Source organism: Nostoc sp. CmiVER01 (assembly GCF_034531135.2).
Classification (GTDB): Bacteria; Cyanobacteriota; Cyanobacteriia; order Cyanobacteriales; family Nostocaceae; genus Nostoc.
Genome location: NZ_JAVRBU020000014.1, coordinates 210,817 through 230,171 on the forward strand (window position 1 = coordinate 210,817; position 19,355 = coordinate 230,171).

Consider the following 19,355-nt stretch of genomic DNA (forward strand, 5'->3'; position numbering starts at 1 on the left):
TCCCCGCTAATTCATTCTGACTCCTGAATTCTGACTCCTGAATTCTTATTATTATTTAAACTCTTCAAGCTGATCCACACGTAACCAAACATTTGGCGTTGGCACTTTCCCGAATTTAACAAGGGCATAATCACCTTTGATATCTACAATTTCGCCCTTGCTGTCAAACAAATAGGGAGGAAAGCGAGTATCACTGGCTTTTGCTTCCAGACTGTTTTCTAGTTTCTCGCGGATAGCGCGAACCATATCTCCTTTTTTGACTGCCATAAATTCCCCTCTCAAATTTCTAGATTAGACTTATCCGCATTTTAAAAGACTTCCGAGCTAAAAACTCCTAACTCTTGTACAGACGCCATTAATTACATCTCTCTTGTACAGACGCGATTCATCGCGTCTCTCCTGTCTCTCCTATTTGACACTGGGGGCAAAAGTGACTAGATCGCCCAGCTAACCTAATCCGCATAATTGGAGTGTCACAAACTCGACAGGGTTCTCCAGCACGGTTATAAACCCAGGCAACACCACCATAATTGCCATTGACACCCTTAACACTTAAGAAATTACTAAAAGTCGTGCCGCCAGCCTCAATGCTGGTTTCTAAAACTTGAATTATCGCTGTTCGCAAACGCTCAATTTGCTTTAGCTGCAAATCTATACACAAAGTTTCAGGTAAAATTCCACTCTTAAACAGGGCTTCATCAGCATAAATGTTACCTAATCCCGCCACTACGGATTGATCGAGTAGTGCAGTCTTAATTGGACGACGGCGGTTTTGGAGTTTGCTTGCTAAATACTCAACAGTGAATTCCGGTGAAAATGGATCTGCTGCTAGTGTTGCCAAACCAGTCATAATACTTTCTACAGCAACACCAGGCGGAATCCACCACATTTTCCCAAAAGTACGCTGATCAACAAAGCGTAATTCCTGCTGTTCCCCAAAGAATAATCTAACCCGCGTGTGCTTATGTAATGGTTCATCTCGGTGCAGCCATAGTAATTGACCGGTCATTCGCAGATGAACCCCTAACCAACCTGTGGAAGAGAGTTCAGCCACGAGATATTTACCGCGACGATGCCAAGTAGCGATCGCATTCTTTTTAATTCCATCAACAAACTCACCAACAGAAAACGGGTAGGCGATGGTGCGATCGAGCAACACATCTCCACCCGTAATTTCTTGGTTAAGGGTCAATTGATTTAGGCCCCTTCGGACTGTTTCAACTTCAGGCAGTTCAGGCATTCAAACTGATTAAGCAGGCAATTTTGATATACTTGGGCGTTGAATAAAGAAGAGATGGAGTAGTAACTTACACAGCCTTATATGGCTTGTATTACTACCCAAGAGAAACCGTAAATACCCGCAGGTCAGCTTCTCATGATTAGGGTAGGCTTGGGTGAAAGATGAATGAACTGAAATTTTCAGACTTCATACTTCAGACTTAAGACTACCCTTCATCATCGCATCAAACAAGCCCCTTGTAGCTTTGCTGCTATTTTTTAGGTGCTTTAGCCTTTGGTGCTTCAACCTCGACTAATTCATCTTGAGCAAAGTTGTTGGTATTGATACCAGCGTAATTGACCTTTTCAAAGCGGACAATTACAGGGTATTTGATGCCGCTTTGGTCAATGGAAGCCACAGTTCCTAGATCCTGAAACCAGTAGGATTCAGGGCGGAGAATACGTACTTTAGAACCACGTTGAACCATGATTATTTTCCCTTTTAGTTATCAATCGCCAATCTAGAGGGCTAATTGATTTCACTCTACAACCTGAAGGTAGCAGCAAGAGTCTTTGTTAAGTTATTTGTCTGAATTGAGTATGGGGCATGGGGCATTGGGCATGGGAAAGAGGACTTGGGGACTCTTGAGAATTGGGGACAAGGGGAAAGACTTGTTGGAAGCTCTAAACTTTTGTCACCTTGTCACCTTGTCACCTTGTCACCTTGTCACCTTGTCCCCCCTGCTCCTCCTACCTCCCCTGCTTCCTCATCTCCCCCTCCCTCACTTCTTAACCAAAATTGAAAATGGTATTAGAACATACTTGACAAGGCAAACATTATAGCGTACCTTCGTTCGCAAGCGGTTATTTTGTAAAAGCTTATGTTTTAGTTAAGACAAACACACTTCCCTCGTTACCTCTGCCAATCCGCAGATCGTTATCTATATAGGTGATATCTAACCAGCCTTGCTGATTATCACTCTTGATTGGAAAATCAATTGCGGGAAATTTTCTACCTGCTTCAATTTGTTGGATAAAAGTTACCGGAGAATTGTATTCTATTAAACGTTGTAAGCCGATAATAGACCGCTCAAATTTAACTTGGACACGCCGATCTGAAACTGGCTCAAATTTAGCAGCAACGCTAACTAATCCTTCCAAATAAGGTAAGCCATAAATCTCAGCTATGTTGTAAACACTGGCAGTATCAACCCGGATACATTGATAGATTTGACCCAGTTTGCAAAAAGGTAGACCATCTAAGTTTAAAAGAGCCTTGCTAGTGGTGTATAGTAATCGCCAATTACCATCTAGCAAATTACTAGCTTCTACCGGACGGGGTGTAGGATTAAAATCTTCTAAATTGGAGATCGCTGCTAAGATAGCCTGTTTCTGTGCTTGAGTCGCCAGTAGACCGCGATTTGTCCCAGCGATCGCATCCATTAGAGCCGCTTTTTTGATCATCGCCTGTCACCTAAAAAATCAGTCCTTACCATCAGCATAAACAACATATTCATAACCTATGTGTAGAACCATAAAAATTACTAAATAAAGGCTTTGCGTAAGCAATACGCCTATTAAATAAAAAATTTCTATCTGAATGCGGATTTATCAACAAAAGGGTTGAAAAGATAACTAAATTAATCCGTGCCAAGTGATAGACTCTAAATGTCAACTTACGTATACATTTTCTTGTCCTCCTCGATATGTTGAACTCTCCATTACGTGAAGTACCCCGTAATCAGCGAGCCGATGTTATCCCCTTGAAGCAAGAGTCCTCTTTATTGGACTGGTTACAAACCAACGGCCGGATCATCGCGCGTGACGTTCACGAACCGGATTTTCAAGATGACGAAGAAGAAATAGACTCCCTAATGGGTGTAGAAGATGGGATTGGCTACGACCTGGATGACGATGACGATATAGGAATCGCCGAAGATTAGCCTTTTTAGGCTAGTACCGCAAGGCGGAAGTTAAAAGGAGCCAGTGCGTTGGGCGGCTCTGCCGACTTGTACCGCTAAAGCGGAACCCGCAGGGTAGCAACTGGCGTTCAAAAGTCAAAAGTCAAAGAATTATATTCTGCGCTTTTGCACCATTTGAAATGGTATGTTTATTTCCGACGTGCTGTGCTAAGGACTTGGTAGTATCCTTAGTTGCTGATATTGAATTTTATATGTGTGGAGTGAAGGGAAACTTTTGTGGACGCTAAATTATCTCCTGAGCAAGGTTTAAATATTTCTGGAATCGCTCTAGCCTCTTTATTAACCGTAGGGCTAGCTACAACAGCATTTTTCTTGGATTCGATGGCCAATAGGCTACCTTGGCAAAGTATGTCTTTAACCCTGCCACTAATATTGTGTGCGTTGGGTTCAGGTGTGCTGGGCTATTGGGTAATACCCCTACTTCAATCGCTCAAAACTGGACAAATAATTCGTGAAGATGGCCCCCAAGCCCATCTAAAAAAGGCAGGCACGCCAACTATGGGAGGTATATTTTTTATCCCCGTAGGGGTGATAATTGCCTGTATATTATCTAACTTTTCTAAAGAGGTGCTTGCAGTTTCGGCATTGACAATCAGCTACGGATTGATTGGCTGGCTCGACGATTGGCAAATTCTGCGCCGTAAATCAAATAAAGGTATATCTCCCGGAACGAAACTGGCTTTGCAAGTGGGTTTTGCGGCAGTGTTTTGTCTATGGCTGATGTTTAATCAACCTTCTAATATTACAAATATTGCTTTGCCTTGGGTGAGCTTTACACTTCCGTTAGGATTTCTATTTTGGCCATTAGCAGGTTTTGTACTAGTTGCAGAAAGTAATGCGACTAATTTAACAGATGGTATTGATGGCTTGGCAGCAGGAACAGTCGCGATCGCACTTTTAGCATTAGGGGCTTTAGTTGCACCTACAGCACCTGGGTTAATGGTTTTCTGTACTGCTTTAAGTGGTGGATGCTTAGGTTTCTTAGCCCATAACCGTAATCCAGCCCGCGTTTTCATGGGAGATACAGGTTCTTTAGCATTGGGCGGCGCTTTAGCGGCTGTAGCGCTATTGACAAACACCCTAGTAGCTCTGTTTATTCTCAGTGGTATCTTCTTTGTAGAAACCCTTTCGGTGATGGCACAGGTAAGTTATTACAAAGCCACCAAAGGCCCTGATGGCAAAGGCAAGCGCCTCTTTAAAATGGCACCCTTGCACCATCATTTAGAACTCACTGGGTGGTCAGAATTGCAAGTGGTTGGAGTATTTTATGTCATCGCTGCTATTTTGGCTGCCATTTGTTTGGCGTAGGCGCAGCCCGCCGCAGGCATCGCTCCATTCTGAATCATGTTTTGAGAAAATCAATCGAATACAAAATGACAACTCCCACATATCCAGGGAGTTGTTTTTTATATAAGAAATTAATAAGGTTTTGATTTCGATGCTAGAAAGTCTGACCCTTGATGCCGACTGAAGAAATACTCATTTTATTAATTATGAATTAATTGTACCTATTTACATACTCCATAACCCGATTCTTGCCTGTTCGCTTTGCTTCAAGCATCGCTTGATTTGCCCGATTCAGAAAATCTTTAACTGTAATTCCTGGTTCTGATACAGCTATTCCAAAAGAAGCGGTAATGCTTTGGAGAATGCGATCGCCGTCCTTGACTTGCATTTGTTCAACATCTATCCTGAGTTGTTCTACTCGCTTTCTCAGGTTTTCCAGTGTCATATTAGGCATTACAATCACAAATTCTTCACCACCCCATCTGCAAGCAATGTCAAAGGAGCGAATAGATTTTAATAGTAGTTGTGCTAATCCCTGGAGAACAATGTTGGCAGTCAAATGCCCGTAGCGCGAGTTGTAAGATTTGAAGTTATCGATATCAAGGAAAATAACACTAACTGATTGCCTTGAACGTTCAGCCTCTGCTAGCCTCTGTTCCGTTATGGTTTGCAAATAGCTTTGATTGAATAGTTGGGTCATCCCATCCCGCAAGTTATCATAGGCTAGACGTTGTTTTATCGAGAGATTATTTAGTGCAATAGCTAAAGTTCTAGCAATAATCTCAGTAATTTGTTGATCTTCTGGACTGACTTCTTCAAGGGCATAGATATGTAAAATCCCAATTACTTCGCCTTGTCCAAACAATGGAACACATAAATGTGTGCCGCTAACAGATTCTATTAAGTGATTGCATATTAGTCCAGAATTACGAGGCAATAAAAGGTTTGATTTTCCTCTCCGCAATGCCCAACAATCACATGCTGAAAATATTTCTTTACTAGTTCTTTCATCTCCCCAAAAACTATTCATCTGAACATAATTCTTAGAATTAGCAATTATAAATATACAACCACTCATCTTAGGAAATAGCTTAGAACAGGTTAAAGCAACCACTTGATACACCTCATCTTCAGATTCGCAGCAATAAAGCATATCCGCCATATCTGAGAGATATATAAGTTCCTGTTTTTTTGCCTCTAATTTCAGTGTTTTTTCTTCTAGCTGCCGATTTAGATCGGTGAGCGATCGCTGTGCTTCAATAGATTCTGTAATATCAATACTAATGCCACCGATGCGGCAAGCGCCCGTTGCGCCATCGCTAAAGGGAAACTTAAACGATAGCCAATAGTACGGCTGATCTTTACCAGGTATTTTTACCTCTTCAATCAACTTTAAGGGGCGTAGAGTCTTTAAAACGACTTGATCGTTTTCCATAACCCGCCGTCCTTCTTCTGGATCTGGCAAGTATTCATTATCGGTTTTCCCTAACCATTCTTGTGAATCTACCGAAAATGTAGACTGTATCCCCTGGTTGTAATAAAGCACTCTAGATTGCTCATCTTTGATATAGGCTAGAAACGGGCCCTGATCTAGAAATAGCCGTTGTATCTGCTGACTGCGTTGAAGTTCGCGGGTGTCTTCTTGATGTTTGACGATCATCTCTAGAATTTGATAAGCAGTTGGTATCAGGTAGAGTAAGGCACACAAAGAAATAAACGCCATTAGATCAAGTACGCCTAAGTGCAGCAGCGACACTGCCATCTGTGGCTCAAAGATCGCTAGAAGGTGATGAAATCCGCAAGATAGTACGAATCCACCTGATAAGAAAAAGGCTAGCCAAAACTTAGAAGGGATGGTTGCCTTAGTTTTGGCAAAGAAAACCCCTATTAGTATAGGGATGCCAAAGTATGAAAATGCAGTGATGCCGTGAGCAATTATGCAATTCCAGTAAATAGGCTCCATTGTTAATCTAATATTAAAATTTTATTCGTTTCACTATAATTCTCGTATCTTCAAAATGTAAGTAGACAAAGGATGATTTTAGTAACTTATGTCTTAGGTTTACAAAAGTTTTTATAGTCAGTTTCTCAAAGGCTGCTCATTTCACCAAAGTATTTGCGCGGTGGAGAGCTAATAGCTTTAAATATGAGGAAATCGAAGTCATTAGTAGTATTACGAAATCCTAAGTAATTTTCTTATACTAATGACTAATGATCAATGACTAACTACAAACCTGACTTACCAAGTGAGTGAGTTCGGGTAAAATTAATTTTTCCATTGCCAGTTGCACAGCATTACTGGAACCAGGAAGCGAGAAAATTAATTTATCTTGATAAACACCAGCAACAGCGCGAGAAGCGATCGCCCGCGAACCAATTTCTTGATAACTTAAAAAACGGAATAACTCACCAAATCCTGGTAAAGTTTTCTCTAGTAACTTTTCAATGGCATCATAAGTAGTATCTCTTGGTGCAATACCTGTACCACCACTGAAAATTACAGCATTCAAATTTGAGCTTTTACCTAGATTTTCTATCTGCTCTTGAATTTGTGTTGGTTCATCTTTGATAATTGTGTAGACTCCTACAGCATGGTTAGCACTAAGGAGTAGCTGTTGAATTAGCTGGCCACTTTTGTCTGTTTCAAAAGTGCGTGTATCGCTAACAGTAACCACAGCACAAGTTACCGTCATTCTAGGCGAGTCTGGGTGCGGTTGTGACATTATAGCTCAGTCATGAATTTTGACTAACGGATAATTGGGCATGGTAAATGGCGCACTTATTGAACATGACAATTCCCCATGCTCCATGACGCCACTTGCCCAATGCCCTATATCCTATGCCTCATTCTTGCTCAGTCCGAGATCGTTTTCTTCAGCATACCGTTCCATAAAGCGCATAAAGCGATCCCATTCTTGGGCAGATTTCATTATGTAAAGTGCTTCTAATGCTTCCGGTTTCCCGTTGATAAATTTAGCTTTAACTTCACGGGTAATTATCTCTCCTTCTTGGTCAATCAGGTACATCCCGGTAATATCTTCGGTGCTACCTTGATCTAAAATCTTTGGATTGGTAAAAATAAACGTTGCTGTGCCACTGTCACCAGTGCGCGATCGCGTCAAGCGCACCTCTGGAGTTACTTCTTCGTCAAGACCTCTAGAAAACTGGATTTTCGCCATGATGACTAAATTTAAACTTTTGTGATGGTTAATCTAATATTCTCTCATCAATTAGAACACCACGGTCTAGAGGCTACTGTTATTATTCTTTTTAGTGTAAATACTTAAATTGCTTCTTTTTCAAGTAACAAAGTTACTGGCCCATCATTTTCAATTGTAACATTCATCATTGCACCAAATTGACCTGTTTCCACCTGCAAACCGCTAGCTTTTAACTTGGTAACAAAACGGTTATACAAATCTGTTGCTAATTGGGGAGCGGCTGAACGGTCAAAAGAAGGACGGCGACCTTTGCGACAGTCACCATAAAGGGTAAACTGACTGACTACTAACAAATCGCCGCCAATTTCTTGTACAGATTTTTGCCAGCGATCGTCTCCTTCCTCGTCAGGAAACAGCCGTAATTCCAAGCACTTACGCACTATCCAGTCAATTTCGGCATCAGTATCGGTATTGGCTATGCCTACGAGTAAATTTAGCCCCCGCCCAATTTTGCCGACAATTTCACCGTTAACTGTAACTTGAGATGATTTGACTCGCTGGATAACAACGCGCATTTTAACTAATTCGTAATTCGTAATTCTTAATGGCGCTCCTACGTCGCTCTAAGCGTACTCCTACGGAGAAGCAAGCTACGCGGTAGCGTCTCCAAGAGTTGCCATGCCGTTGGCGGAGCCTCTCGTAGAGAAGGCTTTACGCTGCGCTAACGTAATTATTGGCGAAAACACTCACTCGCGCGTAAATACAAGGGAGTACGATGTCTACGACGGGCTAGGGCTACGCTATTCTCTCATTTTTATTGTTCAAAATCGATGGTGGAGCCATTGGGAATACATTCCCAGGTTCTACCTGGGAACGAATATTAAACTTTTGTACAGACGCGATTAATCGCGTCTCTAATTATTTGCCAAACCCTTTACCGCGAGAGCTTGAAGGTAGACAAATACAGTTTTCAAGTTGACTAATTAAGGTCTCACGATCCAAATTTTGACCAATCAGCACTAACTGGTTTTTCAGTTGACCTTGCCATTCATCATCATCCAAGGTAAAGCGTTTCCCGCAGAGGTGGAAAATATGACGTTTCGGACTTTCATCAAACCACATAATCCCCTTCGCTCGGAAGATATTTGAGGGTAGCTGGTTATCTAAGAAATACTGAAACTTCCTAATAGAAAAAGGCTTATCACTTTGGAAAGAGATGGAAGTAAAACCATCATTTTCTAAATGGTCAGAATGATGGTGATGATCGTGGTGATCGTGGTCATGGTTGTGATGATCGTGACCGCATGTTGAGTGATCGTGATCATCGTGATGATCGTGATGTTCATGATCGTGATGATCGTGTTCATCCACCACTGTGTCAAAATATTTATCGGACTCAAACAGACCAACACTGAGAATTAACGGAAGTGGTACTTGCGATCGCGTCGTGCGGAGAATTCTCGCTCCTTCTTTAACTTCGTTAATTTTTGTTTCTAACTCATTCAATGTGGCTTCATCAACCAAATCACTTTTGTTCAGTACAATTACATCACCATAAGCAATCTGGCTGTATGCTGCCTGAGAGTTAAATAAATCTAGGCTGTAATTTGCCGCGTCTACTACGGTAATAATCGAATCTAAGCGAGTTAAATCTCGCAATTCTGTACCTAGAAATGTTAAAGCTACTGGTAGTGGATCTGCCAATCCAGTTGTTTCCACTACTAGATAATCTAGATTTTCTTGCCGTTCTAAAACTTTGTAAACTGCATCTACCAAATCATTATTAATAGTGCAGCAAATACAACCATTATTTAGCTCCACCATGTTCTCACCAGTGGAAACAATTAGCTCGTTATCGATGCCAATTTCGCCAAATTCATTTACAAGAACGGCGGTTTTCAAACCCTGTTGATTGTTAAGGATATGATTGAGTAAAGTCGTCTTGCCACTGCCGAGGAAACCCGTAATAATTGTTACTGGCATTCCTTGTTTGGGCGTATCCATTGCCGAAGATTCGGATGTAACTGCTGATTGCATAGCGCTGTTATCTAATAGTCAAAAAATAGTAATGTAGCGCAGATAGTCCAGAAAACACTAGCACCGCAAGGCGGAAGTTAAAAGGAGCCAGTGCATTGCGCGGGTTCCCCGCGTTGTACCCCTTCGGGGAAGCAAGCTACGCGCAGCGTCTCCCCTTCTCCCAAAGGGAGAAGCTACCGCCAAGGGAGAAGCAACTGGCGTTCAAAAGTCAAAAACCCTTGATTTCTGAGCTTTCGAGATTTTGTCCAATAGTATGTTGATTTCCACCATGACGTACTAGCATAGGGATGCTGGACTGTCATCCCATCTGCTTTACCCTATTATTACGTATCTTCTTATTTCAGCATTACTCTGTTATGACCCTAACCCTTTACAATACTCTCACCCGTCGTCAAGAACCGTTTGAAACAGTCGAAGCAAGCAAAGTTAAGATGTATTACTGCGGCGTGACGGTGTACGACTACTGCCATTTGGGTCATGCGAGAGCTTGCATCGTTTGGGATGTAATCCGCCGATACCTCCAGTTTATCGGCTATGAAGTGCGATATATCCAAAATTTTACTGATATTGACGATAAAATTCTCAATCGAGCCTGTGTTGAACATTCCTCAATGGAAGCTGTAGCCGATCGCTTTATCAAAGCATATTTTGAGGATATGGCGCGATTGGGAATCAAAGAAGCTGATGAATATCCCCGTGCTACCCATACCATGAATGGCATTCAACGGTTAATTCATGAGTTGGAAAATAAAGGTTTTGCTTACCCTGCTGACGGCGATGTGTATTATGCAGTGCGACAGTTTGCTGAGTATGGCAAGCTTTCAGGACGCAAGTTAGAAGATATGCAAGCCGGGAAAAGCGATCGCGTCAATGTAGAAGATCCAGAATATCAGAAAAAGAAAGACCCCTTCGATTTTGCTTTATGGAAGGCAGCAAAACCAGGAGAACCAGCTTGGGAGTCACCGTGGGGTGCAGGTCGTCCGGGGTGGCACATTGAATGCTCGGCAATGGTGCGCGATCGCCTGGGTGATACCATAGATATTCATGCTGGTGGTGCTGACTTAATTTTTCCCCATCACGAAAACGAAATTGCCCAATCTGAGGCTGTAACAGGAAAACCCTTAGCGCGTTATTGGTTACATAACGGCATGGTAAAAGTAGATGGTGAAAAAATGTCCAAATCTTTGGGCAACTTTATCACTATTCGAGAATTACTGGATCGAGGAGTTGACCCGATGGCAGTGCGGTTATTTGTCCTAACCGCCCAATATCGTACACCCATAGATTTTACAGACGAAGCGATCGCCGCAGCAACTAACGGTTGGCACACCATTAAAGAAGGTTTACTCTTCGGCTACCAATACGGTAAAAAACTAGGTTGGGGAGTGGGGAGTGGGGAGTGGGGAGTAGGAACTGACTCACTACTTCCTGAAACTATTGAACACTTTCAAGAAGTTGTAAATAATGACTTTAATTTTCCTGGTGGGTTAACAGTGCTGTTTGAATTAGCCAAAGAACTGCGCCGTGAAGGAAATATTATTGTGCATGAAGGGAAAACCGAAACTTCCCCTGATGAGTTAAAGCGTCAATGGCAAACTCTTGTCACATTGGCTGAAGTTTTAGGTTTAGAAGCCGAGATAGAAGTAGAACCTGATAAGAATGATGGTTTAAGCGATGCGGAAATTGAAACGAAAATTCAGCAAAGGCAAGAAGCACGTAAAGCCAAGAATTTTGCCGAAAGCGATCGCATTCGTGACGAACTTCAAGCAGAAGGTATTACGCTAATTGATAGCCGTGATGGCACGCGCTGGCATCGGAATTAGGAATTAGGGAGTAGGGAGTAGGGAGAAATTCCTCATTCTCCATTCCCCATTCCCTATTCCCCATTCCCCATTCCCCATTCCCCATTACCTTAAATTATGTGGTCTGAACTCAAAAAAGCGATCGCTAGTTTCGACATTCCTGCTGATTGGATTGGTATTAGAGCCGTAAAGGAGACTTCTACAACCCGTTCAGTCCGTGACGGCTTACCCCAACTAAACGGCAAATCCTTCACAGTTGGAGCCATGCTAGAGGTTTTGGTAAATGGCTGTCTGGGTTATGCAGCAACTAACTCTCTGGAACTGTCTTCTCTACAAGCTGCTGCCGAAACAGCCTATAAACAGGCGCTAGCAGCCAGTGAATGGTGGATACATCCCTTCCGTGAAAGTGAGCGGCCTAAAGTCGTTGGTGAATATAAATCTCCATACCTTGAGCCATTGGATGCTCTGAGTCCGGGAGAAATCAACGATTTACTGGTTCGGATTTGCCAAACACTGAAAGTTGACGACAAGATTGTGCAAACCATAGCCAGTGCTAGCACCATTGAGAGAGAGTCTTGGTTTATTAGCAGCAACGGCTCAGAAGTCTATCAAAAAACTTTATCTATAGGCACTCATTATGGAGCCACCGCCCAAGATGGTGCAGTTGTACAGCAGCGCAGTCACAACGGTTCTCACGCAAACTATTACCAAGGTGGACTAGAACTTTTAAAACAAGAAAACTTATTGCATCGGGTGCGGCAAATAGGCGAACAAGCAGTAGAACTATTGACAGCAGAGGAATGCCCAACCACCTGTACCAATTTAGTTTTAGCCCCAGACCAAATGATGCTGCAAATCCATGAGAGTGTCGGGCATCCCCTAGAAATTGACCGAATTTTGGGAGATGAGCGTAACTATGCTGGAGGCAGCTTCGTTAATAAAAGTGATTTTGGCAACCTAGTATATGGTTCGCCACTAATGAACATTACCTTTGATCCCACCGTGCCTGGTGAATTTGCCAGCTATGGCTTTGATGATACGGGTGCTGTAGCAACAAAAGAATATTTGGTTAAAGAAGGAGTACTGCAACGGGGTTTAGGCAGTCTAGAGAGTCAAGCCAGAGCAGGTGTAGCAGGAGTTGCCTGTGCGCGTGCTTCCTCATGGAATCGACCTGCGATCGATCGCATGGCAAACTTAAATTTAGAACCTCTAAATGCTAGCTTTGAAGACATTATTGGCGGCATAGAACACGGCGTTTACATGGAATCTAACCGTTCTTGGTCAATTGACGATCGCCGCTACAAATTCCAATTTGGTTGCGAGTACGCTAAATTAATTGAAAACGGTAAACTCACCAAAACCCTCCGCAATCCCAACTATCGCGCCACAACACCAGAGTTTTGGCACAGCCTAATCCAAGTAGGAAATGCTGACAACTGGCAAATGTATGGTACTCCTTATTGTGGTAAAGGAGAACCAAATCAGGCTATTTGGGTAGGACATGGTTCACCTGTTTGTGTATTTGCTAATGTCGAAGTTTTTGGTGGAGGAACTTGAAAAGGACACGGGGACACAGAGATATTTTAATTCTTTGCGTCTCCACTCCCTATTCCCCACTCCCCACTCCCTATTAATATTTAATATCTATGAAAATTGAGGAATTATCTGCGTTAGAAGTCAGCTTTAATCAACTGATTGAAACTTTACTGATTAAAAAATCTGAAAGTGAACAATTCACTGTGAAACTCAGCAGTGAAAGAAGCCAATTTACTCGTTTCAATCATGCCAAAGTGCGACAAACTGGTTGTGTTGCTGATGGTTGGATCGAACTGACTTTGATGGCAGACCAGCGCAGTAGTATTCGGCAATTCCCATTTACTGGAAATTGGGATATAGATTGGCAATTAGCATATACTGCTTTGCAGGAGTTACGTGACGAACTTATTCTACTACCCATCGATCCATATCTAGTTTTGCCATCAGGAAATAATACCAGTCGGGAAATACATTCCGGGAATTTATTGGCAGATGAGGCAGTAGTAGCAACTTTACTAAAACTAGTTGCTGAATTAGATTTTACAGGGATATATGCCGGGGGATTGGTAGTTAAAGCTTATGGTGATTCTAACGGGCAAAAACACTGGTTTGCTACTGATTCTTTTACCTTAGATTATTCTCTCTTTTCCTCCTCTGGACAAGCAGTTAAGGGTACATTTGCAGGGAGTAATTGGGATATATCTGCTTATATAGCCAAAATTAGCGAAGCTAAAAAGCAACTTGAATTGCTTGCTCGTCCAGCTAAAGAATTACCAAGGGGACAATACAAAACTTATTTTGCACCTGCTGCTGTTGGAGATTTATTAGCAATGCTTTCTTGGGGAGCAGTCAGCGAAGCTGATATCCAACAAGGAAACAGTGCTTTAGCGGCTTTATCGCGTCAAGAAAAACAACTTTCTCCAAGATTTAGTTTGAAAGAAAACTTTCAACGAGGATTAGTGCCGCGATTTAATGAATTAGGAGAAATAGCAGCGCCAGAGTTACCTGTAATAGAAAAAGGACAATTGGTAAATACTTTAGTGAATTCTCGGACTGCTAAGGAATATCAAAAAATTGCCAACGGTGCTAATGGCTCAGAGACTTTACGAGCGCCAGAAGTGAGTTCGGGAAATTTGATATTTGAGCAGATTCTTCCAAGTTTAGATACGGGATTATATGTATCTAATTTACATTACCTGAATTGGAGCGATCGCCACACTGGTAGAATCACAGGTATGACTCGTTATGCTTGTTTTTGGGTAGAAAACGGAGAAATTATTGCCCCCATTGAAAACTTACGTTTTGACGAAAGTCTCTATCGCTTCTGGGGAGATAAGTTAGTAGATTTAACCAATTTTCAAGAATTCATTCCCGAAGTAGGAACTTATGAAAGCCGCCAACTAGGAGGTAGTTTAGTTCCCGGTATGCTGGTAAATGATTTTACATATACTTTGTAATTAAGTTTTGACAGTAATTGAAAAGCCAACAAATAGAAATAAGCTCTATCGCTCCCTTTATGGTTCCTAATATTAAATCCATGCTTTTTTAAACCTATTATCCTTACGCAGAAAGGGTTTTGCAGTTTTATAGCTTGGTATTTAATAATAGCGTAAGTCACTTTAGCATAAGGGGCGCGATAGAACCTAGAAATCTACCCTAACAGGGAGGTAATATTGGAGCCAATAACAAACTATTATTTATGAGAAGTCTCATCCTATTAAGCTAGAGAAACGTAGACATTATCTAATCCAAAACCGACAATATCATTGCGACCATCACCGTTGATATCACCAAGCTGACGTGGATATTGGTTAAAGGTATTCCATCCGCCATCATTGACAGTAAAAGCATTGTTCAGAGCTACAGAATACTGACCGAAAGTGCCATCGCTTTGACCGAGAGAAACGTAGACATTATCTAATCCAAAACCGATAATATCATCGCGACCATCGCCGTTGACATCACCAAGTTGACGTGGATATTTGTCAAAGCTACTCCATCCGCCATCATTGACAGTAAAACCATTGTCCAAAGCTACAAAATACTGACCGAAAGTACTCATGATAACGCTCCTTTAATGAATAATCTTGTACGTAGTAAAACCACGTACATATCACTATTCAGTTTTCGGTTTGGGAACTACGCAAATTATTTACAAACTTTTACACGGTAACACCATGACAGATTCTAACTACCAAGCGATGCAAAAGCTAATTAATCAATACCGATCGCATTCAAGGATAGTGAGCATTAAGGATTAGGTATTTTTCCCATTACCCATTTTTCTGAGTTTTAAACACAAATACTATTAATTAAATTATCTCAATTCTAAAATTATCTATCTCTGTAAACTGCATTAATTACAATATCTTTGATAGTGAAATAAAGAATTAATAGTAGCAATAAAAATTGCTCAAATTGAAGAATTGGATCTAAACGCCAACCTTGAAAAAATAAAAGTATTCCGCATAATAACATTATTATTGGTGTAAATACTACTTGAATAATGTAAAGGGCTAAAGCCCAACCTGTAAGCCTATTTCCACGTCTGGCTAGCCAAGCTATTGTTAAAATAAAGTAAACAATTGCCAAAAGTACATAAATAATTCCAATTAAACCAGCTAGATTTAATCCAAAATTAACTTGAGCAAAACTAAGCATTAATCAAAAATCCTGCTTAATTAACAACTAAAATTTTAAACTTATTATTAGGTAGATTAAGCTTAGAGGATGGAAGCTTAAAAGTCTTACCGGATGAAAATTGTTGGGTTAAGCAATAGCCAAACCCAACCGATAATTTTTTCTCATCTCTCGTTAGAACCTCTATTTTTTATTACCTGGAGGTGAATTGCGCTGAGTAAGGTTATCAATTTGCAATTGTTGCCGTCCGTTGGTGATAATTCGCAACATCTGCTTGAGATCCTGCTCAATATTTTCCAGGATGCCATCGGCATAAGCATCAGCACCATCTTCGATTTCTTGAGCCTGAGCGATCGCACTTTGCCTCATTTGCTCTAACTCTTGTTGACAAGCATACCGTTTACGCTCAATTTCGGAGAGAGTTTCTTGCATTATTGCGTCACACTCTTGTTGTACTTGTCGCCGCAGTTGTTCAGCTTCTTGTTTTGCCTGGTGAATAATATCGCTTTCAGCTAAAATTTGCGCTCTTTTTGCTTGCGCGGCCTCAACAACCTGCTGTCCATACTCTTCCGCTTCCAGCAGAATTTCGTCCTTTTGGTTGAGGATAGCTGCTGCTTCTTGAAAAAGCGATGGTAAAGCAAGCCGGATGTAATCAAGCTGATCTAGAAGCTTTTCTTCATCTATGAGAGTCCGTCCTGTCAGAGGAATCCTGAGACTAGAGAGAACCATTTCCTCTAGGCGATTGAGTTCCTCCTGAATATCTATGCTTCCCTCTCCACCGAGATGCTCTTGAGGGGGGGGATTGCTTCCGTTGAGATTGGGTTCAACATTGGAGAGTTCTGATTGTAGCATTGGTATATATCTAGGGCAATGTGTGGGGGAACGAGATGATCGATAGAGCCACCAAACCTTGCAATCTCTTTTACCACACTACTACTTAAAAAACTATATTCATTTGAGGTTGCAAGAAAAACTGTTTCTATTTGAGTAGAAAGAGTTTTATTGGTGTGAGCCATTTGCAGTTCCACTTCAAAATCTGACACAGCCCGTAAACCCCGCAGCAAAACTTGTGCTTGCCGCATTTGGGCATAGTTGACGGTAAGACCATCAAAGCTGTCCACATCTACATTAGGTAGATGTTGTGTAGAAAGGCTGATTTGATCTAGCCGTTGCTGCACACTAAAAAGTGGCATTTTGTTGGGGTTCCGCAGTACAGCGACAATTACCCGCTCAAACAGCCGACTTCCGCGCCCGATGAGGTCAAGGTGTCCCAAAGTGATGGGGTCGAAGCTACCAGGATAAATAGCAATCACAATTTTAGATATATCAAAGTTGTTTAGGTGATTATATCGAAGCTCTTTTGTGTAACTTACTCAAATTTACCATCTTGCGCTCTGAGTTAAAGATGCTAAATTCAATTGTTTTGCTGATACAAGTTATGCTCAATTAGGCGTTAGGAACTATAGCGGTGCAATATAGCCTGAAACTCACCCCGCATTTGAGTCAAGCAAATACTCCCCTCTTCTTAGCAAGGAGAAGCGTTGGGGATGAGGTTGAACAAAACCGCTATAAACTCCTAAATATGGATGCTGGATTTCTATTTGTGTTCCCACGAAATTGTAAAGTACTTAAGTACACTTCCAGCATTCGACACCCAAAAAACTCCGTACTTAGCAAAGTGCGTGGGTAGTTAACGAACTATTCTAGGTAATTTTTCATGGTACTGGATTTTTCCACCTTGCCCTTAGCGTTTCAATTTACTTCTCCAGGACCGATTCTGGTGAAATTAGGGCCACTCAGTATCCGTTGGTATGGCTTATTGATTGCCACAGCAGTGTTAATTGGCGTTATCCTTTCTCAGGAATTGGCAAAGCGTCGTAATGTTAATCCTGAGTTGTTAGGCGATTTATTCTTTTGGTTATTGATTGGGGCGATTCCTGGCGCACGGCTATATTACGTTTTTTTTGAATGGTCAAAATATGCCCCAACTCCAGGAAAAATCTTTGCTATCTGGGAAGGAGGTATTGCCATTCATGGAGCAATTCTTGGTGGCGTTTTGGCTGCGTTAATCTTTGCCAAAATCAAGCAGGTTTCTTTTTGGCAATTGGCAGATTTAGTAGCGCCTTCGCTGATTTTAGGGCAAGCGATCGGACGTTGGGGTAATTTCTTTAATTCTGAAGCTTTTGGCGATCCGACAAATTTACCCTGGAAGTTGTATATTCCCCCAGATCATCGTCCTCTAGAGTATGCGAGTTTCGATTACTTCCATCCCACCTTCCTCTATGAATCTCTGTGGGATTTAGCGGTGTTTGCATTGCTAATAACGTTGTTTTTCCGATCTTTGTCCGGTAAGCCACGTTTGAAGGTAGGCACGCTGTTTCTAGTTTACTGGCCAGCCTACAGCTTAGGGCGCTTGTGGATTGAAGGTTTTCGCACTGATAGCCTGATGCTGGGGCCGTTACGAATGGCACAAGTAGTCAGTAGTCTAGGAATTTTATTTGGATTACTTGGATTAGCTTGGCTTTACTTACTCAAACGCCCTTTACCTGATGTAGTTCCTACTCCGAAGGGAGATGGGGAGATGAGGGGATGAAGAAGCAGGGGAGGCAGGGGAGGCAGGGGAGGCAGGGGAAGATGAGGAGGATAACCAATGCCCAATGCCCCATGCTCAATGCCCAAAAATAAAAAATGCCCCAGAGTATTCTCTAGGGCTTAACCAGGGTGCATCTACCATTACTCTCTACTAGAGAAAGAGGGTGAATCCGGAAAGATACTGAGAAAATATCAAAAAAATTTTTTGAGGGATTGCCGTGTGTTCTTCTAAAAGTGAAAATTTGAGTTATGAAAAAACACTATATGCCATAGAACCATCTGTGTACATTGTGGGAGCAGGCCCTGGAGATCCTGATTTATTGACGGTAAAGGCGCAGAAATTACTGGCTGTTGCTGATGTGATTTTATTTGCTGATTCTTTAGTACCCGAACAGATTTTAGAACTTTGCCGAAAAGATGCGGAGATAATTAGAACTGCGAATCAGACTTTAGAAGAGATTTTGCTGATTATGATAGATCGGGTGCGATCGCAACACAAATCTCTAGTCCGTCTCCATTCTGGCGATCCTAGTCTCTACAGCGCCATCCACGAGCAAATGCACCTCCTCGCTGAGGCAAATATCCCTTTTGAAGTCATCCCTGGTATCAGTGCCTTTCAAGCCGCAGCCGCCAAACTCAAAGTAGAGTTGACTGTCCCTGGTTTAGTCCAAACCATCATTTTAACGCGGATCAGTGGACGTACAGAAGTCCCCGCCACTGAAGAATTAACCTCTCTGGCGGCACATCAGGCTAGCCTCTGCCTGTATTTAAGTGCGCGTCATGTCGAGAATGCCCAAGCTAAACTACTCGAACATTACCCAGCCGAAACCCCCATTGCAATTTGCTTTCGCATCGGATGGCCTGATGAAAAAATCAAGGTTGTCCCCCTTTATGAAATGGCAGACTGCACTCATAAAGAAAAACTAATTCGCACTACACTTTATATAATCAGTCCAGCCCTCTCGGCAAATAAAGGGCGATCGCGTTTATATCATCCCGAACATAGTCATCTATTTCGCTCAAAGTAGTCCAAGAAATATAGCAACAGAGATGTCAATACCGAAAAAAGGTACAAGAAAAATAATAGTTGATGGAGAACT

Annotated in this window: 20 protein-coding genes; 7 read left to right on the plus strand and 13 right to left on the minus strand. The window is 41.9% G+C overall.

Annotated features, from left to right (window positions below; genetic code table 11):
* Positions 1-51: 51 nt before the first annotated feature.
* From RMZ43_RS24480 to RMZ43_RS24495, 4 genes are all read right to left on the minus strand, one after another.
* Positions 52-267: an NAD(P)H-quinone oxidoreductase subunit O gene (locus RMZ43_RS24480; RefSeq protein ID WP_100899786.1), complete on the minus strand. Its 216-nt coding sequence runs from the start codon at positions 265-267 to the stop codon at positions 52-54.
* A 118-nt stretch (positions 268-385) separates the two neighbouring features.
* Positions 386-1,240 carry a DNA-formamidopyrimidine glycosylase gene (locus RMZ43_RS24485; protein WP_322653191.1) on the minus strand — a complete coding sequence of 285 codons (855 nt, stop codon included), beginning with the start codon at positions 1,238-1,240 and terminating at the stop codon, positions 386-388.
* A gap of 250 nt (positions 1,241-1,490) precedes the next feature.
* Positions 1,491-1,706, minus strand: coding sequence for a photosystem I reaction center subunit IV (locus RMZ43_RS24490; RefSeq protein ID WP_109011287.1), 216 nt, complete (start codon positions 1,704-1,706; stop codon positions 1,491-1,493).
* 391 nt (positions 1,707-2,097) lie between these two features.
* Positions 2,098-2,682, minus strand: a complete 585-nt coding sequence (locus RMZ43_RS24495) for a PAP/fibrillin family protein (protein ID WP_322649347.1) — start codon at positions 2,680-2,682, stop codon at positions 2,098-2,100.
* A 242-nt stretch (positions 2,683-2,924) separates the two neighbouring features.
* Here RMZ43_RS24495 and RMZ43_RS24500 point away from each other — a divergent pair, with 242 nt between their 5' ends.
* Positions 2,925-3,161: a DUF3134 domain-containing protein gene (locus RMZ43_RS24500; RefSeq protein WP_109011289.1), complete on the plus strand. Its 237-nt coding sequence runs from the start codon at positions 2,925-2,927 to the stop codon at positions 3,159-3,161.
* A gap of 255 nt (positions 3,162-3,416) precedes the next feature.
* On the plus strand, positions 3,417-4,508 hold the full coding sequence (mraY, locus tag RMZ43_RS24505) for a phospho-N-acetylmuramoyl-pentapeptide-transferase (protein ID WP_322653190.1): 1,092 nt from the start codon (positions 3,417-3,419) through the stop codon (positions 4,506-4,508).
* Between the two features lie 190 nt (positions 4,509-4,698).
* Here mraY and RMZ43_RS24510 read toward each other — a convergent pair whose 3' ends face one another.
* The 5 genes from RMZ43_RS24510 to RMZ43_RS24530 all read right to left on the minus strand — a co-directional run bounded on the left by RMZ43_RS24510 (position 4,699) and on the right by RMZ43_RS24530 (position 9,685).
* The gene (locus RMZ43_RS24510) at positions 4,699-6,450 is read right to left on the minus strand and encodes a diguanylate cyclase (RefSeq protein ID WP_322653189.1); all 1,752 of its coding nucleotides are present in this window, start codon (positions 6,448-6,450) and stop codon (positions 4,699-4,701) included.
* Positions 6,451-6,709: 259 nt separating this feature from the next.
* Entirely contained in the window at positions 6,710-7,210 is a 501-nt protein-coding gene (locus RMZ43_RS24515; protein WP_416212086.1) for a MogA/MoaB family molybdenum cofactor biosynthesis protein, read from the minus strand.
* A 114-nt stretch (positions 7,211-7,324) separates the two neighbouring features.
* Positions 7,325-7,666: a photosystem II reaction center protein Psb28 gene (gene psb28, locus RMZ43_RS24520; RefSeq protein WP_322653188.1), complete on the minus strand. Its 342-nt coding sequence runs from the start codon at positions 7,664-7,666 to the stop codon at positions 7,325-7,327.
* Between the two features lie 104 nt (positions 7,667-7,770).
* Positions 7,771-8,223: a D-aminoacyl-tRNA deacylase gene (gene dtd, locus RMZ43_RS24525; RefSeq protein WP_322653187.1), complete on the minus strand. Its 453-nt coding sequence runs from the start codon at positions 8,221-8,223 to the stop codon at positions 7,771-7,773.
* 343 nt (positions 8,224-8,566) lie between these two features.
* On the minus strand, positions 8,567-9,685 hold the full coding sequence (locus RMZ43_RS24530) for a CobW family GTP-binding protein (RefSeq protein WP_322649343.1): 1,119 nt from the start codon (positions 9,683-9,685) through the stop codon (positions 8,567-8,569).
* A gap of 356 nt (positions 9,686-10,041) precedes the next feature.
* Here RMZ43_RS24530 and cysS point away from each other — a divergent pair, with 356 nt between their 5' ends.
* The 3 genes from cysS to RMZ43_RS24545 all read left to right on the plus strand — a co-directional run bounded on the left by cysS (position 10,042) and on the right by RMZ43_RS24545 (position 14,480).
* Positions 10,042-11,508 carry a cysteine--tRNA ligase gene (gene cysS, locus RMZ43_RS24535; protein WP_322653186.1) on the plus strand — a complete coding sequence of 489 codons (1,467 nt, stop codon included), beginning with the start codon at positions 10,042-10,044 and terminating at the stop codon, positions 11,506-11,508.
* Between the two features lie 96 nt (positions 11,509-11,604).
* Complete coding sequence (locus RMZ43_RS24540) at positions 11,605-13,044, plus strand: TldD/PmbA family protein (RefSeq protein WP_322653185.1); 1,440 nt, start codon at positions 11,605-11,607, stop codon at positions 13,042-13,044.
* Between the two features lie 89 nt (positions 13,045-13,133).
* Entirely contained in the window at positions 13,134-14,480 is a 1,347-nt protein-coding gene (locus tag RMZ43_RS24545) for a TldD/PmbA family protein (protein WP_322653184.1), read from the plus strand.
* A 260-nt stretch (positions 14,481-14,740) separates the two neighbouring features.
* Here the strand turns inward: RMZ43_RS24545 and RMZ43_RS24550 are convergent, their stop codons facing one another.
* The 4 genes from RMZ43_RS24550 to coaD all read right to left on the minus strand — a co-directional run bounded on the left by RMZ43_RS24550 (position 14,741) and on the right by coaD (position 16,976).
* Complete coding sequence (locus RMZ43_RS24550; RefSeq protein ID WP_322653183.1) at positions 14,741-15,085, minus strand: FG-GAP repeat domain-containing protein; 345 nt, start codon at positions 15,083-15,085, stop codon at positions 14,741-14,743.
* 272 nt (positions 15,086-15,357) lie between these two features.
* Positions 15,358-15,684 (minus strand): Ycf66 family protein, encoded by a 327-nt coding sequence (locus RMZ43_RS24555; protein WP_322653182.1) that lies wholly within the window; start codon positions 15,682-15,684, stop codon positions 15,358-15,360.
* Between the two features lie 162 nt (positions 15,685-15,846).
* Positions 15,847-16,515: a DivIVA domain-containing protein gene (locus RMZ43_RS24560; RefSeq protein WP_322649337.1), complete on the minus strand. Its 669-nt coding sequence runs from the start codon at positions 16,513-16,515 to the stop codon at positions 15,847-15,849.
* Positions 16,425-16,976 carry a pantetheine-phosphate adenylyltransferase gene (gene coaD / locus RMZ43_RS24565; RefSeq protein ID WP_322649336.1) on the minus strand — a complete coding sequence of 184 codons (552 nt, stop codon included), beginning with the start codon at positions 16,974-16,976 and terminating at the stop codon, positions 16,425-16,427. Before coaD ends, RMZ43_RS24560 begins: the two co-directional genes overlap by 91 nt.
* Positions 16,977-17,380: 404 nt before the next feature.
* Here coaD and lgt point away from each other — a divergent pair, with 404 nt between their 5' ends.
* Positions 17,381-18,256 carry a prolipoprotein diacylglyceryl transferase gene (lgt, locus tag RMZ43_RS24570; protein WP_322653181.1) on the plus strand — a complete coding sequence of 292 codons (876 nt, stop codon included), beginning with the start codon at positions 17,381-17,383 and terminating at the stop codon, positions 18,254-18,256.
* 217 nt (positions 18,257-18,473) lie between these two features.
* Positions 18,474-19,283, plus strand: a complete 810-nt coding sequence (cobM, locus tag RMZ43_RS24575) for a precorrin-4 C(11)-methyltransferase (protein WP_322653180.1) — start codon at positions 18,474-18,476, stop codon at positions 19,281-19,283.
* Positions 19,284-19,355 lie beyond the last annotated feature (72 nt).

Excerpts from the sequence above, each read along its gene's own strand:
- RMZ43_RS24480 (WP_100899786.1), bottom strand. The coding sequence starts at position 267 with ATGGCAGTCAAAAAAGGAGATATGGTTCGCGCTATCCGCGAGAAACTA.
- RMZ43_RS24485 (WP_322653191.1), bottom strand. The coding sequence starts at position 1,240 with ATGCCTGAACTGCCTGAAGTTGAAACAGTCCGAAGGGGCCTAAATCAA.
- RMZ43_RS24490 (WP_109011287.1), bottom strand. The coding sequence starts at position 1,706 with ATGGTTCAACGTGGTTCTAAAGTACGTATTCTCCGCCCTGAATCCTAC.
- RMZ43_RS24495 (WP_322649347.1), bottom strand. The coding sequence starts at position 2,682 with ATGATCAAAAAAGCGGCTCTAATGGATGCGATCGCTGGGACAAATCGC.
- RMZ43_RS24500 (WP_109011289.1), top strand. The coding sequence starts at position 2,925 with ATGTTGAACTCTCCATTACGTGAAGTACCCCGTAATCAGCGAGCCGAT.
- RMZ43_RS24510 (WP_322653189.1), bottom strand. The coding sequence starts at position 6,450 with ATGGAGCCTATTTACTGGAATTGCATAATTGCTCACGGCATCACTGCA.
- RMZ43_RS24515 (WP_416212086.1), bottom strand. The coding sequence starts at position 7,210 with ATGTCACAACCGCACCCAGACTCGCCTAGAATGACGGTAACTTGTGCT.
- psb28 (WP_322653188.1), bottom strand. The coding sequence starts at position 7,666 with ATGGCGAAAATCCAGTTTTCTAGAGGTCTTGACGAAGAAGTAACTCCA.
- dtd (WP_322653187.1), bottom strand. The coding sequence starts at position 8,223 with ATGCGCGTTGTTATCCAGCGAGTCAAATCATCTCAAGTTACAGTTAAC.
- RMZ43_RS24530 (WP_322649343.1), bottom strand. The coding sequence starts at position 9,685 with ATGCAATCAGCAGTTACATCCGAATCTTCGGCAATGGATACGCCCAAA.
- cysS (WP_322653186.1), top strand. The coding sequence starts at position 10,042 with ATGACCCTAACCCTTTACAATACTCTCACCCGTCGTCAAGAACCGTTT.
- RMZ43_RS24540 (WP_322653185.1), top strand. The coding sequence starts at position 11,605 with ATGTGGTCTGAACTCAAAAAAGCGATCGCTAGTTTCGACATTCCTGCT.
- RMZ43_RS24545 (WP_322653184.1), top strand. The coding sequence starts at position 13,134 with ATGAAAATTGAGGAATTATCTGCGTTAGAAGTCAGCTTTAATCAACTG.
- RMZ43_RS24550 (WP_322653183.1), bottom strand. The coding sequence starts at position 15,085 with ATGAGTACTTTCGGTCAGTATTTTGTAGCTTTGGACAATGGTTTTACT.
- RMZ43_RS24555 (WP_322653182.1), bottom strand. The coding sequence starts at position 15,684 with ATGCTTAGTTTTGCTCAAGTTAATTTTGGATTAAATCTAGCTGGTTTA.
- RMZ43_RS24560 (WP_322649337.1), bottom strand. The coding sequence starts at position 16,515 with ATGCTACAATCAGAACTCTCCAATGTTGAACCCAATCTCAACGGAAGC.
- lgt (WP_322653181.1), top strand. The coding sequence starts at position 17,381 with ATGGTACTGGATTTTTCCACCTTGCCCTTAGCGTTTCAATTTACTTCT.